The sequence below is a fragment of the Tenacibaculum adriaticum genome, from assembly GCF_008124875.1.
Taxonomy (GTDB): domain Bacteria; phylum Bacteroidota; class Bacteroidia; order Flavobacteriales; family Flavobacteriaceae; genus Polaribacter; species Polaribacter adriaticus.
Genome location: NZ_VNIA01000001.1, coordinates 1,088,094 through 1,102,776, shown reverse-complemented (window position 1 = coordinate 1,102,776; position 14,683 = coordinate 1,088,094). Strand labels below are relative to the sequence as shown.

Here is a 14,683-nt window from a genome sequence, read left to right as displayed (position 1 = left end):
ATCTTATTAATCTTATTATGAAAACACCAACATTGCTAATCGCTATGTTTTTTGGTTTTTTGTCTACCTCGTTAATAGCTCAAGAAATAACTTGGTTTGATATCAATTGGCAAATCACTACAAAAGATAAAGGTGAATACTATCGCCCTAAACCAAAAAAAGTAGAAAACGGTTATTGGCTCACAGATTATTACAAAAGCGGTCAAAAACAAATGGAAGGATTTAGTACTATCGACTCTCCTTTTAAAGAAGAATTTGACGGATTGGTTACATATTATCATCCTAATGGAAATATTTTTCATCAAGTTAATTATAAAAATGGAAAATTAGATGGTTTTAGAAAAATCTATTATGAAAGCGGCGAATTAAAGGAGGAAGGGCAATACACAGAATCTAAACGTGAAGGAGTATGGAAAACCTATTACAAAAATGGAAAAATTGAAAGTCGAGGAAAATATCGTGATGGCGAAAAAGTAGGTATATGGAAAACTTTTTACAAAAACGTATACTAATTCGTTGATTAATCGCTTTTTCCGTGTATTTTTGTCTCAATATAAAATAGCAAATGAAAGGACCCTTATTTTACGCTAAAATTTTACTCTTCGGTGAGTATGGTATCATAAAAGACTCGAAAGGACTTGCAATTCCATTTAACTCTTATAAAGGCGCATTAAAATCTGCTAAAAATATAAGTGGTGAAGCTAAAAAATCTAACGAAAGTTTAGCTCGCTTTTATAAGTATTTAGCAAAATTAAAAACAGATTTAGTCACTTTTAACCTTGAAGAGTTAAAAAAAGATATAGATGAGGGCATGTATTTTGATTCTTCTATACCTCAGGGATATGGAGTTGGAAGTTCTGGTGCATTAGTTGCCTCTATCTATGATAAATATGCTACAGATAAAATTACTGTTCTAGAAAACTTAACAAGAGATAAATTATTAAACTTAAAAACTATTTTCTCTCTAATGGAATCTTTTTTCCATGGAAAAAGTTCTGGCTTAGACCCTCTAAATTCATATTTAAGTTTACCTCTTTTAATTAATTCAAAAGAGAATATAGAACCTGCTGGAATTCCATCTCAAAAAGAAGGGAAAGGTGCTGTTTTCTTACTAGATTCTGAACAAATTGGAGAAACTGAACCTATGGTTAACATCTTCATGAATAAGATGAAAAACGAAGGTTTTAGAAAAATGATTAGTGAAGAATTTTCTTTATATACAGATGCTTGTATTGAGGATTTTTTAAGAGGAAATATTAAATCATTATTTGGAAATGTAAAAAGCTTATCAAAAATTGTGTTAACCAATTTCAAACCGATGATACCCGTTGCTTTTCATAAAGTTTGGGAACATGGTATACAAACTAATGATTACTATTTGAAACTTTGTGGCTCAGGTGGTGGCGGTTATATTTTAGGGTTTACAAAAGATTACGATAAAGCTCAAAAAAGCTTAAAAGACTATAAATTAGAATTAGTATATCGTTTCTAAATTTTCAGGATTCGACATGAATAATCCTAAAACATTAACAAGAAAAATATTAAGTTTATTATCTGTAATTCGCGGATATAATATATTAGTTTTAATAGCTGCTCAATACTTAGCAGCTATTTTCATTTTTTCAGAAAAAAAGGTACTAAAACCAGTTATTTTTGATTGGCATTTACTTTATCTGGTTTTGGCCACAGTCGTTGTTGTTGCTGCTGGCTATATTATCAATAATTTTTACGATGTAAAAGCTGATAGAATTAATCGTCCGTTAAAATCAGGATTAGATTCATTTTTAAAGCAAGAAACAAAACTATCTCTTTACTTCTTACTAAATTTTATCGGTTTTGGCTTTGGATATCTAGTCTCTTGGAGGGCTGCTCTATTTTTTGCAATTTATATTTTTGGAATATGGTTTTACTCTCATAAACTAAAAAAACACCCTTTGTTTGGTTTAATAACCGCTACTGTTCTAACAATACTCCCTTTTTTTGTCATTTTTGTACATTACAAAAATTTTTCAAAAGTAATTTTTGTACATGCTTTCTTCCTTTTTTTAGTAATCATGGTTAGAGAATTAATTAAAGATTTAGAGAACATAAAAGGAGCAATAGCAAACAATTACAACACTTTTCCTGTAGTTTACGGAGAGATAAAGACGAAAAAGTTAATTATATTTTTATTAGTTTTAACACTAATCCCAGTAGCAATTTTATACAACTATCCCGCGATTCAATATATGAAATACTATTTTTACCTAGCGGGCATTGTTCTTGTTTTTGTTGCTATTTATCTATGGAAAGCTGTAACAAAAAATCAATTTAGAATTTTACATAATATCTTAAAAATCTTATTACTTATTGGAGTATTTAGCCTGCTTTTTATTGACAAATCATTATTATTAGATAAAGTGATACCTAATTTAGGTTGAAAATCAAATATTTAAACGTACATTTGCGGCCGTTAAAAAAAACAGAAAAATGAACAAAAATAACTCGTCGAGAGGACGACAAGCTGGAAAGAGCAGCACTCCTCAAGGAAAAGGTCAATTCAAAAAAGACTTTAGAAAACCAACTTCAAATTCTACACAAAAAAAAGATGATAACGTTGGGGTTCGTTTAAATAAATATATCGCAAATTCTGGAATTTGTTCACGTAGAGAAGCGGACACCTACATAGAACATGGTAGTGTAACCATTAATGGTAAGCTTGTTACCGAAATGGGTTATAAAGTACAACCTAGCGACGAAGTTCGTTTCGACGGCTCTCTAATTTCAATAGAAAAAAAGCGATACATCCTTTTAAACAAACCAAAGAATTACATCACCACTATGGAAGATGATCGTGGTAGAAAAACAGTGATGGAATTGATTGCAAACTCAACCAAAGAAAGAATTTATCCTGTAGGTAGATTAGATCGTAATACAACGGGGTTATTGTTATTTACAAATGATGGAGAATTAGCTAAAAAGCTAACACACCCTAAACACAATGTAAGAAAATTATATCACGCTTCATTAGATAAAAAACTTACCATATCCGATTTAGATAAATTACGTGGAGAAGTTATTATTGAAGGAAGAAAAGTTTTTATTGATGCTGTTTCGTACGTAGAAGGTGAAAAGAAAACAGAAGTTGGTATCGAAATTCACTCAGGAAGAAATCGTATTGTTCGTAAAATATTTGAACACCTTGGTTATGCCGTTACAAAATTAGACCGTGTTGTTTTTGCAGGTTTAACCAAAAAAAATCTACCAAGAGGTAGATGGAGAGAACTTACAGAACTAGAATTAAACAATTTAAAAATGTCTTAAATAATTACTGATGAATACAGAAAATATAAAAAAAAGAATTGATGTAATAATTTCAACTAAAAGCACTTTAGAAAATAAATTACAAAAAGTCTGCGATTTTCTTAAATCTGAAATTGATTATTATGATTGGGTTGGCTTTTATTTTAGAAATGGAGATAAAGAAGAGCTTAAACTAGCACAATTTGCCGGTGAACCAACTGAGCATACTATAATCCCTTTTGGTAAAGGAATTTGTGGACAGGTAGCAGTGAGTAATGAAAATTTTATTGTGCAAGATGTAAGTGAACAAGACAATTATATTTCTTGTGGATGGAAAGTAAAATCAGAAATTGTTATTCCTATTTTCGTGAATGGGAAAAACATAGGACAAATAGACATAGACTCACATACTGTAAACCCTTTTACATCAAAAGATGAAGAAGTTTTAGAATACATTTGTAAAGAAATTTCAAAATTTTTGTAAAAAAAATCGTAAACGCTTGGTTATTAATATTTTTTGTATAAATTTGATGAACATATTTATACTAACCATTTAATCCCCAATTAAAATGAGTAAGCAATTCCCCACTTACGAAGTTTTGAGCAATACTGCCAAAACTGAAAAACTGACTTTATTGCAAAAATTTGCGTTTTGGTTTCGCGATTTTTTAGAAAATGCTGAATAAACCAAAAAAGTCAACAAAAAAAATCGAAAAAACAATTACTTAATAATAAGCCTGTTTTTTCGATTTTTTTTGTAATAACATTTCATTTTTATATTGTACGCCCCTTTTTCTTTCACTAATTTTGTTTGCTTAACAACAACACAACAATGAGCAATACAAAAACAATTAAATCTGCTTTAATATCTGTTTTTCATAAAGATGGATTAGAGCCAATCGTAAAAAAACTTAACCAATTAGGAGTTACTATATACTCTACTGGAGGTACCGAAAAATTTATTAAAGAATTAGGAATTAATGTAGTTCCTGTAGAAGATATTACCTCATACCCTTCTATTTTAGGAGGTCGTGTAAAAACATTACATCCAAAAGTTTTTGGTGGTATTTTGAACAGACAAGAAAATAAAAATGATCTTACAGAGTTAAAAGAATATAATATTCCTCAAATAGATTTAGTGATTGTAGATTTATATCCATTTGAAAAAACAGTTTCTTCTGGTGCTTCAGAACAAGATATTATTGAAAAAATAGATATTGGAGGAATTTCATTAATTCGAGCAGCGGCAAAAAATTTTAAAGACACATTTATTGTTTCCTCTATGGATCAATATGATGAATTTTTAAATATTCTCTCAACTTCAAACGGAGAAACAATTTTAAATGACAGAAAAAAATTCGCTTCAAAAGCATTCAATATCTCATCACACTACGATACTGCTATCTTTAATTATTTTAACGAAGAAGAAGTAGTTTTTAAAGTGAGTGAAACCAAAGCTAAAACATTACGTTACGGTGAAAACCCACATCAAAAAGGATATTTTTTTGGTGATTTAGATGCAATGTTTGATAAATTACATGGAAAAGAATTAAGCTACAATAATTTATTAGATGTTGATGCTGCAGTTTTATTAATGAACGAATTTGCTGGAGAAGCACCAACTTTTGCTATTTTAAAACACAATAATGCTTGCGGATTTGCACAACGTGAAACAGTCCATCAAGCTTATGTAGATGCTTTAGCAGGAGACCCTGTATCTGCTTTTGGTGGAATTTTAATTTCAAACTCAACTATAGATAAAGCTACAGCAGAAGAAATTCATAAATTATTTTGCGAAGTAGTTATAGCTCCTAGTTATGACGATGATGCTTTAGAAATCTTAAAAGGAAAGAAAAACAGAGTTATTTTAATTCAGAAAGAAGTTAATTTACCAACACAAACAGTAAGAACTGCGTTAAATGGCTTATTAGTTCAGGATAAAGATGCTAAAACAGATAAATTAGAAGATTTATCTTATGCCACTAACAGCAAACCATTAGCAAATGAGTTAGACGATTTACTATTTGCTTCAAAAATCTGCAAACACACAAAATCTAACACTATAGTTCTAACAAAAAACAAACAATTATACGCGAGCGGAACAGGACAAACAAGTAGAGTTGATGCTTTACGACAAGCCATTGAAAAAGCAACTAATTTTGGTTTTGACCTAAACGGAGCTGTAATGGCAAGTGATGCTTTTTTTCCGTTTCCAGACTGTGTAGAAATTGCTGGTAACGCTGGTATAAAAAGTGTTATCCAACCAGGTGGTTCTATAAAAGATCAATTAAGTATTGATTATTGTAATAATCATAATATTTCTATGGTATTAACAGGAACAAGACATTTTAAACATTAATAATTTTGAAGTAAATTCTAACATATTTTTTTATAGATTTGTGAGAATACATCAATTTTAGAAAAAACAAAAATAATTTATGGGATTTTTCGATTTTATGACGGAAGATATTGCTATCGATTTAGGTACAGCAAACACGTTAATAATCCATAATGGCAAAGTTGTAATTGACAGTCCGTCGATTGTTGCTCGTAATAGAATGACTGGGAAAATTATTGCAACAGGGCAAGATGCTCGCCAAATGCAAGGAAAAACTCATGAAAATATAAAAACTATACGTCCTCTTAAAGACGGAGTAATTGCGGATTTTCAAGCTTCTGAAGAGATGATTAAAGAATTTGTAAAACAAATTCCTGCAATTAGAAAAAAAATATTCCCTCCTTCATTACGAATGGTAATTTGTATTCCATCAGGTATTACTGAGGTTGAAAAACGTGCGGTAATTGATTCTGCCCGTCATATGAATGCAAAAGAAATATATCTTATCTTCGAACCAATGGCAGCTGCCATTGGTGTAGGCATAGATATTATGGAGCCAAAAGGGAATATGATTATCGATATAGGTGGTGGTACAACAGAAATTGCCGTAATTGCTCTAGCGGGTATTGTTTGTGATCAGTCTGTAAAAGTTGCAGGAGATTTATTCACGAGCGACATCATGTATTATATGAGAACTCAACACAACTTACATGTTGGTGAAACTACTGCTGAAAAAATTAAAATTCAGATTGGTTCTGCTACAGAAGACTTAGACGATGCTCCTGAAGATATGATGGTTCAAGGTCGTGATTTATTAAGTGGTAAACCAAAACAAGTACAGGTTTCATATAGGGAAATTGCCAAAGCTTTGGATAAGTCAATTCTTCGTATTGAAGATGCAGTTATGGAAACTCTATCTAAAACTCCACCTGAATTAGCTGCTGATATTTACAATACAGGAATTTATCTTGCTGGTGGTGGATCTATGTTGCGTGGTTTAGATAAACGCTTGTCTCGTAAAACAGACTTACCAGTTTATGTTGCAGAAGATCCGTTGAGAGCTGTTGTTCGTGGTACTGGAATTGCATTAAAAGATTTAAACAAATACAAAAGCGTATTGATAAAGTAATCGTTTTATGCAACAGCTTATTTTTTTCATTCAGAGGTATAAGTATTTTCTGTACTTTTTGCTGTTGCAAATTATTGCGCTTGTCTTAATAATAAATAACCATAGCTTTCATAAAAGTAAATTTATAAATTCTACCAACTCTATAACAGGTACGATCTACAGTAAAACTAACGCTATTTCAGAATATTTAAAATTAAAATCTCAGAACGAGATTTTATCAGAAGAAAATAAAAAGCTGAAAAATAAATTAGCTAAATATCAACTTATTAGTAATGATAGCGTAAGAAATATTGTAGTTAAGGACTCTATATTTAATCAACAATACGAATATATTAATGGCAAAATTTTGAAAAATGAATTTCATAAATCTTATAATTTTTTAACCATTAATAGAGGAGAAAATCATGGAGTTCAAACAGAATTAGCTGTAGTAAATAGTAAAGGTATTATTGGCATTACCGATGATGCCTCTAGTTCTTATGCTAGAGTACAATCTATATTAAATAGAAATAGTAAAATTAATGCACGTTTTATAAAAAATAACTTTTTCGGAAGTGTTACTTGGAATACTAAAGATTATAATGTTGTGCAGTTAACTGATATACCAAGACAAGCTGTTTATAAAGTTGGCGATACTATTATTACAGGTGGTAAATCTACTATTTTTCCTGAAGGAATTCTTATAGGAACCGTAATGGATATTCCAACAAAGGCATCTGCTTTAAACACTATTAACATTAAGTTATTTAACGACATGAGCAACTTAGGATATGTTTATATTATTAAAAACTTAGACAAAAAAGAAATTGAAAATTTAGAAAAAACACCAGATGAATAAAACCCTTTACCTAACTTTTTTATTCTTTTTCTTGTTGTTTTTACAAGTACTTATCTTAAATAATATTTTATTGTTTGGTTATGTAAACCCTTATTTGTACATAGTATTTGTATTTTTGTTTCCTTTTAAAAAGAAAAGATTTTCCTTGTTAACTCTTTCTTTCTTACTTGGTCTTTTTGTTGATTTTTTCTCAAATTCTGGAGGAATTCATGCTTTCGCTACTTTATTTATAGCGTTTATTCGTATCTATATTTTCAGAATGGTTTTTCAAAAAACAGATACTGATTTTGATTTCTTTACACTAGAACAAGAACCTTTTGGTAAAATTTTCAATTTTACAGTTATTTTAACTGTCGTTCATCACTTCATTTTATTTAGTTTAACTAACTTTAGTTTTCATAATTTTTCAAATGTTATAACCAACACACTTTTATCAAGTATTTTTACGTTAGTATTATATTTTTTAGGAAGTTTTATATTTAGCCGAAAACAATAAAAAGTGAAAAGAAGTTTTTTACTCCTTTTTTTAATAACCATAATTGGTTTTATATACATTGGTAGATTATTTCAACTACAAATACTACGTGGTGGAAATTCTAATCCGATACAAAGTGCTGCGGTAAAAATTGAATATGATTATCCAGAACGTGGATATATTTATGATAGAAATGGGAAATTACTCGTAGCGAATCAGCTATCATACGATGTAATGATTATTCCCAAAGAAGTAAAAGTTATTGATACTCTTCAATTTTGTTCTTTATTAAAAATAACTAAAGAAGATTTTATCCATAAAGTAAAAAAAGCAGAAAACTATGCTCGTTGGCTTCCATCTGTATTCGTAAAACAATTAGCCAAAGACGATTTTGCTTTTTTACAAGAAAAATTACATAAGTTTAAAGGATTTTATATTCAAAAACGTATTATTCGCAACTATCCAATAAAATCCGCAGCTAATGTTTTAGGATATATTAGTGAAGTTAATGAGCGTGTTGCTAAGAATAGTGATTATTATGAACAAGGAGAACTTATAGGTTGGTGGGGAGTAGAAAAACAATACGAAAAAGAATTAAGAGGTATTAAAGGTAAAAAGCATTTAAAGCGAAATAATCTTAACAAAATAACTGGTAGATATAAAAAAGGGAAATATGATACTCTGGCTGTTGCTGGTAAAGATTTAACATTAACAATAGACGTTAATCTTCAAGAATATGGAGAAAAATTAATGACTGGAAAAAGAGGAGGTATTGTAGCCATAGAACCAAGTACTGGAGAAATTTTAGCTTTAATCACTGCTCCTTCCTACGATCCAAACATGATGGTTGGTAGGGATCGTTCTGTAAACTCAACTAGACTATTTGGTGATACAATTAACAATCCAACTTACGATAGAGGATTACAAGGTGTATATTCGCCTGGGTCTCCTTTTAAAATTATTAATGGTTTAATTGGTTTACAAGAAGAAGTAATCGACGAAAATTTCTCTGTAAAATGCTATCATGGTTATCGTTATGGTCATCGAAAAAATGAATTCATGGGCTGCCATTGTGGAATTGTTGGGAGACCAATTCGAATAAAAAAAGCAATTTCTAAATCTTGTAATAGCTACTTTGCTACTATATATCGTAAAATTATCGATAAATATGAAGATACTGAGGTTGGTTTTGATATATGGAGCAACCATGTTAAAAGCTTTGGTTTAGGTAATTTTCTAGGATACGACTTACCCGTAGGTCAAAAAGGATTAATACCTGATGCAAAATACTATTCTGATAGAAATAAGTATAGTTGGGGAGCAACCACGACAATATCAAACGCCATTGGTCAAGGAGAAATTCAAACAACACCTATACAATTAGCAAATGCTACTGCAGCTATTGCTAATAAAGGTTTTTATTATACCCCCCATATAGTTAAAAGTATAAATAAAAAAGGAATATTAGATACCGCGTATACAATTCCTAAAAAAACTTCTGTAGACGCAAAATATTTCCCAATAGCTATTGAAGCCATGAGTGATGTTTTTAAAACTGGAACTGGGAAATGGAGTCAAGTTAAAGGTATTGATATTTGTGGAAAAACCGGTACTGTTGAAAATTTTACCAAGATTAATGGACAAAAGGTAAAACTACAAGATCATTCAATTTTAATAGCTTTTGCGCCAAAAGACAACCCTAAAATAGCTTTAGCTGTATTTGTTGAAAATGGTGGTTATGGTGCTACCATAGCTGCTCCAATTACAAGTTTAATGATTGAAAAATATTTAAATGGAACTACAGAACGCAAGCATATTGAAGAACGAATGCTAAATTTGAGTTTGCAAGAAATATACAATAAACAATTACAAATCCCAGATTCACTTGAGACAGGAAAAGAACAACATATTCTTAAACCTTGATTGGTTGTTAATTTTACTATACTTTGTTTTAGTCGGTTTCGGTTGGATGAATATTTATGCAGCATCTTCAACTGATACTTCTCAAGAAATATTTGATATGTCTACCAAATATGGTAAACAACTTCTTTGGATTTCTTTGAGTATTCCTTTAATCATATTCATTTTATTCTTTAACTCTAAGTTTTACGAAAGGTTTGCAAGTCTTTTGTACCTTATTTCTATTACTTCCCTTATAGGTTTGTTTTTATTCGGTAAAAACATTAATGGAGCAACCTCATGGTATAACTTTGGTGGTATTGGTATACAACCTTCAGAGTTCGCAAAAGCATTTACAGCTTTAGCAGTTGCTAAACTGATGAGTGATAGACAATACAATTTGAAACTGATGAAAAATCAAATAAAAGCATTTATCATCATTTTTACGCCAGCTTTTTTTATCACTCTTCAACCTGACCCTGGATCTGCACTAATCTATTTGTCTTTCTTTTTTGTTTTGAATAGAGAGGGACTAACATTATCTTACATAATTTTAGGCTTTTTAGCTATTTTACTATTCTTGCTAACACTATTTTTTGGCTCTAAAATAATCTTATTGGTTAGCTTTGGATTAATTACAATTTTTATACTGTATGGGATATACAAAAACAAACAATTTTTACGCTTCAACGGATTACGATTCTTATTTATTTATGGTGCTGTAGGTTTATTTATTTTAGGAGTAGGATTTGCTTATAATAATATTTTTGAACAAAGACATCGGGATCGTTTTGATGTCCTTTTAGGAAGAAAAGTAGATACAAAAAACATTGGCTACAATTCATATCAATCAGAATTAACAATTAGTTCTGGGGGTTTTTTAGGAAAAGGATATTTACAAGGAGATAGAACACAAGGCGATTTTGTACCCGAACAACATACTGATTACATCTTTAGTACTGTTGGTGAAGAATGGGGGTTTTTAGGCAGTAGTGTAGTTATAATATTATTTATATTTCTCCTTTACAGAATAATTTATTTGGCAGAAAAACACACTAATAAATTTGGACGTATTTATGGTTATGGAATTGCCTCCATTTTATTTTTTCATGTAATTGTAAATATAGGTATGGTAATTGGTTTATTACCAACTGTAGGTATACCGCTTCCTTTTTTCAGTTATGGCGGTTCTGGCTTGTGGGGTTTCACTTTACTCCTATTTATTTTTATAAGACTAGATGCTCACAAAAAATACGACTGGTAGAGATATTTTTTAATCAAAAAATCACACAAAATAAAAAGCGCTCCAATAAATTGGAGCGCTTTTTATTAACTAACCTTAAAACTCTTTATAAAGCTGCAACGTATTTAGCCAATTTAGACTTTAAATTTGCTGCTTTATTCTTATGAATAATATTGTTCTTTGCTAATTTATCTAACATAGAAACAACTGTCGAAAACATTCCTTCTGCTTCCTTCTTATCTGTCGTAGCTCTTAAATTTCTAACAGCATTACGTGTAGTTTTATGCTGATATTTATTTCTTAAGCGTTTTGCTTCGTTGCTTCTTATTCTTTTTAATGTTGACTTATGATTTGCCATTTTTTCTAAATTCTTAAACGTTTATAAAAACTTTGTAGTCCGTACGGGAATCGAACCCGTGTTACCAGGATGAAAACCTGGCGTCCTAACCCCTAGACGAACGGACCAATAACAATCTTCTGATTGCGGGTGCAAATATACAATTCTTTTTTATATCTGCAATTAATTTCAATTTTAATTATCAATTAAATAAAAAGTTTTCACTTTTAAAAAATTGATAAAACTTTGTAGTCCGTACGGGAATCGAACCCGTGTTACCAGGATGAAAACCTGGCGTCCTAACCCCTAGACGAACGGACCATTGCAATTTGTTAATTGCGGGTGCAAATATAAAAACAGATTTTAATTTGCACAACATCTTTTTTGTTTTTTTTAATATGCTTTTGCAAACAGTACTCTTCTGCCTGATTTTACTCCTGTTAGTACACAAATTCCTTCTTCTTTCTTTGCATTATTTGGTATGCATCGAATCGTTGCTTTTGTTAATTCTTTAATTTTATCTTCAGTTTCAATCGTACCATCCCAATGAGCAGAAACAAAACCTCCTTTGTTTTCAATTGCATCTTTAAATTCTTCAAAAGTATCAACTTCTGTTATGTGGGTATTTCTATAATCCAAGGCTTTTTTAAATAAATTATCTTGAATTTCTTCTAATAAATTAGCTACATAATTAACCAAATCATCTTGATTTACTGTTTGTTTTTCAAAAGTATCACGACGCGCAACCTCAACCGTACCATTTTCCAAATCACGATTTCCCATTGCAATACGAACAGGAACTCCTTTTAATTCATATTCAGCAAATTTTGCTCCTGGTCTTAAAGTATCTCTATCATCAAACTTAACAGATATTCCTTTTTTTCTTAATTGCTGAACAAACACATTTACCTTTTCTGAAATTACAGTTAATTGTTCTTCTCCTTTATATATAGGAACAATAACAACTTGTATTGGTGCCAATTTTGGAGGTAACACCAAACCTGCATCATCAGAATGTGTCATAATCAACCCTCCTATTAAACGCGTAGAAACTCCCCAAGAAGTTGCCCAAACATATTCTTGTTTTCCTTCTTTAGAGGTATATTTTACGTCAAACGCTTTTGCAAAATTTTGTCCTAAGAAGTGAGAAGTACCAGCCTGCAAAGCTTTTCCGTCTTGCATTAATGCTTCAATAGTAAATGTTTCTTCCGCACCTGCAAACCTTTCACTTTCAGATTTTGAGCCCTTAATGACTGGCATTGCCATAAAATTTTCTGCAAAATTGGCATATACTTCTTGCATTTGTTTAGACTCTGCTAATGCTTCTGCTTTGGTGGTATGAGCTGTATGACCTTCCTGCCATAAAAATTCAGCTGTACGTAAAAATAAGCGAGTTCGCATTTCCCAACGAACAACATTTGCCCATTGATTAATTAATAAAGGTAAATCTCTATAAGACTGAATCCATCCTTTATAGGTATTCCAAATAATAGCTTCCGAAGTTGGCCTAACAACCAGTTCTTCTTCTAACTTTGCTTCAGGATCCACACGTAACTTCCCTGGATTATCAGGATCATTTTGCAAACGATAATGTGTAACTACTGCACACTCTTTTGCAAAACCTTCTGCATTTTTTTCTTCAGCTTCAAATAAACTTTTTGGTACAAAAAGAGGGAAATAAGCGTTTTGATGTCCCGTTTCTTTAAACATTCTATCTAATTCTGCTTGCATATTTTCCCAGATTGCATATCCGTAAGGTTTAATTACCATACAACCTCTTACTGCTGAGTTTTCAGCTAAATCAGCTTTTACAACTAATTCGTTATACCATTTCGAATAATCTTCTGTTCTTTTCGTTAAATGTTTACTCATAATCAAAAGTTTGGCATAAATCTTGTAAGTTTTTATGCGTAAATTGTGTTTGCAAAACTACATTAAAAAGGCAATAAGCCCAACAAAGAAATTGTTTTTTGCATAAGAAGTACAAAATGAATACATTCATCCTAAAAACAAAAGATATGAAGTCACCTTACACCAACACCAAACTTTCATTTTATATTTTATCATTTCTAATGGTGACGTTGTTAGTTTCTTGCGGAACAGCACAAACTGCTACTGGTAGTGATGGAATATATGATGAAGATGTTGAACAACCACAACGAAGAGTTGTTATAGCCGACGAAAAAGAATATAAGGAGTATAACGATAATTATTTCACTAAGGAATTACAACGTTTAGAAGATTTAAAAGGAACTGATATTATTACTGATATCGATGAATATAAATCTGACGATTACGAGGATGAAGATTATATTGAAGAAGAACCTCAAACACAAATCTCTTATAATGAAAACGAACCTTGGGGATATGAATCTGATACCGATGTTGTTATCAATGTTAATTTAGGTTACGGATATAATAGTTGGGATAATCCTTACTGGTACAGACCTTGGGGATATAACAGGTGGGGCTACAATCCTTACTGGCATCCTTATCACTCTCCTTACTACTGGGACTATGGGTTTTACGTTGGTGTAGGTTATTATAATCCTTATTATTATCCTCCATACTACAGAAACTACGGTTATTATGGATCGCCTTATAGATATGGTTATTACAACAATCGTTACTACAGAAATGTTAGAAGAGGGTCGAATCCTTACAGAAGAAGCACATTAGCTTCTAATTCTAGAAGAACTTCATCTCGTAAAGCCACCTCATCATCAAGACGATCATCAAACGTATATAGAAGAAGTAACACCTCAACTCGTTCAACAAGAGCAACCAGAAATACGCGTAGCGATTCAAGAACAAACCGCAGCACAAGAAGCACTAGATCTATTAGAGGAACTAGGACTGGTGGTTATAAACCAAGCGGAAGCACAAGAAGTACTAGAACTTCTAGAGGAGGTACTACTGCTCGTTCAAAAAGTACTCGTACCAATTCTAGTTCAACAAGACGTTCCAGTAAAGGAAACACACGAGAATATTCTTCAAACAGAAGTTCACGTAGCTCATCAAGTAGAAATAGCTCAGCATCTAGTAGCTCAAGAAATTATTCAAGTTCAAGAAATACCTCTGGCGGAAGTAGCTCTCGATCTAGTAGAAGAAGATAATTTAATCAAACTTAAATGATTAATTA

Annotated in this window: 14 protein-coding genes and 2 tRNA genes; 12 read left to right on the top strand and 4 right to left on the bottom strand. The window is 31.1% G+C overall.

Features of this window, described 5'->3' with window-relative positions; translation table 11 throughout:
• The first annotated feature begins 17 nt into the window (after positions 1-17).
• The 11 genes from C7447_RS05185 to rodA all read left to right on the top strand — a co-directional run bounded on the left by C7447_RS05185 (position 18) and on the right by rodA (position 11,225).
• On the top strand, positions 18-512 hold the full coding sequence (locus tag C7447_RS05185) for a toxin-antitoxin system YwqK family antitoxin (RefSeq protein WP_148869420.1): 495 nt from the start codon (positions 18-20) through the stop codon (positions 510-512).
• A gap of 53 nt (positions 513-565) precedes the next feature.
• Positions 566-1,492 (top strand): mevalonate kinase family protein, encoded by a 927-nt coding sequence (locus C7447_RS05180; protein ID WP_148869419.1) that lies wholly within the window; start codon positions 566-568, stop codon positions 1,490-1,492.
• Positions 1,493-1,508: 16 nt separating this feature from the next.
• The gene (locus tag C7447_RS05175; protein ID WP_148869418.1) at positions 1,509-2,420 is read left to right on the top strand and encodes a geranylgeranylglycerol-phosphate geranylgeranyltransferase; all 912 of its coding nucleotides are present in this window, start codon (positions 1,509-1,511) and stop codon (positions 2,418-2,420) included.
• A gap of 49 nt (positions 2,421-2,469) precedes the next feature.
• Positions 2,470-3,303 (top strand): pseudouridine synthase, encoded by an 834-nt coding sequence (locus C7447_RS05170; RefSeq protein WP_148869417.1) that lies wholly within the window; start codon positions 2,470-2,472, stop codon positions 3,301-3,303.
• Positions 3,304-3,313: 10 nt separating this feature from the next.
• Positions 3,314-3,766, top strand: a complete 453-nt coding sequence (locus C7447_RS05165) for a GAF domain-containing protein (protein ID WP_148869415.1) — start codon at positions 3,314-3,316, stop codon at positions 3,764-3,766.
• Between the two features lie 348 nt (positions 3,767-4,114).
• The gene (purH, locus tag C7447_RS05160) at positions 4,115-5,641 is read left to right on the top strand and encodes a bifunctional phosphoribosylaminoimidazolecarboxamide formyltransferase/IMP cyclohydrolase (RefSeq protein ID WP_148869413.1); all 1,527 of its coding nucleotides are present in this window, start codon (positions 4,115-4,117) and stop codon (positions 5,639-5,641) included.
• A 79-nt stretch (positions 5,642-5,720) separates the two neighbouring features.
• Positions 5,721-6,749: a rod shape-determining protein gene (locus tag C7447_RS05155; protein ID WP_148869411.1), complete on the top strand. Its 1,029-nt coding sequence runs from the start codon at positions 5,721-5,723 to the stop codon at positions 6,747-6,749.
• Positions 6,750-6,813: 64 nt separating this feature from the next.
• Entirely contained in the window at positions 6,814-7,587 is a 774-nt protein-coding gene (mreC, locus tag C7447_RS05150) for a rod shape-determining protein MreC (protein ID WP_317128789.1), read from the top strand.
• Positions 7,580-8,083 (top strand): rod shape-determining protein MreD, encoded by a 504-nt coding sequence (mreD, locus tag C7447_RS05145; protein WP_148869408.1) that lies wholly within the window; start codon positions 7,580-7,582, stop codon positions 8,081-8,083. The genes mreC and mreD overlap by 8 nt, the downstream gene beginning before the upstream one ends.
• 3 nt (positions 8,084-8,086) lie before the next feature.
• Positions 8,087-9,985, top strand: coding sequence for a penicillin-binding protein 2 (mrdA, locus tag C7447_RS05140; protein ID WP_148869405.1), 1,899 nt, complete (start codon positions 8,087-8,089; stop codon positions 9,983-9,985).
• A complete protein-coding gene (gene rodA / locus C7447_RS05135; RefSeq protein ID WP_148869403.1) occupies positions 9,948-11,225 on the top strand; it encodes a rod shape-determining protein RodA in 1,278 nt (425 codons plus the stop codon). The genes mrdA and rodA overlap by 38 nt, the downstream gene beginning before the upstream one ends.
• 85 nt (positions 11,226-11,310) lie before the next feature.
• Here rodA and rpsT read toward each other — a convergent pair whose 3' ends face one another.
• The 4 genes from rpsT to proS form a co-directional block, all read right to left on the bottom strand.
• Positions 11,311-11,562: a 30S ribosomal protein S20 gene (rpsT, locus tag C7447_RS05130; RefSeq protein ID WP_148869401.1), complete on the bottom strand. Its 252-nt coding sequence runs from the start codon at positions 11,560-11,562 to the stop codon at positions 11,311-11,313.
• 35 nt (positions 11,563-11,597) lie between these two features.
• A tRNA-Glu gene (locus C7447_RS05125) sits at positions 11,598-11,669 on the bottom strand.
• Between the two features lie 121 nt (positions 11,670-11,790).
• A tRNA-Glu gene (locus tag C7447_RS05120) sits at positions 11,791-11,862 on the bottom strand.
• Between the two features lie 72 nt (positions 11,863-11,934).
• Complete coding sequence (gene proS / locus C7447_RS05115) at positions 11,935-13,413, bottom strand: proline--tRNA ligase (protein WP_148869399.1); 1,479 nt, start codon at positions 13,411-13,413, stop codon at positions 11,935-11,937.
• 146 nt (positions 13,414-13,559) lie between these two features.
• Between proS and C7447_RS05110 the strand changes: the two genes are divergently transcribed.
• Positions 13,560-14,657: a hypothetical protein gene (locus C7447_RS05110; RefSeq protein ID WP_148869397.1), complete on the top strand. Its 1,098-nt coding sequence runs from the start codon at positions 13,560-13,562 to the stop codon at positions 14,655-14,657.
• Positions 14,658-14,683: the final 26 nt, after the last annotated feature.